The organism is Streptomyces flavovariabilis (assembly GCF_000725785.1).
Taxonomy (GTDB): Bacteria; Actinomycetota; Actinomycetes; order Streptomycetales; family Streptomycetaceae; genus Streptomyces; species Streptomyces hawaiiensis.
The window spans coordinates 1-202 of record NZ_JNXD01000137.1; the positions used below are offsets into that span (position 1 = coordinate 1).

Annotated in this window: 1 protein-coding gene; it reads left to right on the forward strand. The window is 70.3% G+C overall.

Features of this window, described 5'->3' with window-relative positions:
* The coding region (locus tag IO24_RS41870) for an aldehyde dehydrogenase family protein (protein WP_037670214.1) at positions 1-202 on the forward strand (202 nt) is incomplete at both ends.

A 202-nucleotide genomic window follows, 5' to 3' on the forward strand; every position in this document is an offset into this window, starting at 1 on the left:
CACCGAAGACGAAGCCGTCACCGCCGCCAACGACACCGAATTCGGCCTCGCCGCCTACCTGTTCACCCAGAACCTCGACCGCGCCCTGCGCGTCAGCGAGCGTCTGGAGAGCGGCATGATCGGCCTCAACACCGGACTCGTCTCCAACCCCGCCGCCCCCTTCGGCGGCGTCAAGCAGTCCGGCCTCGGCCGCGAAGGCGGC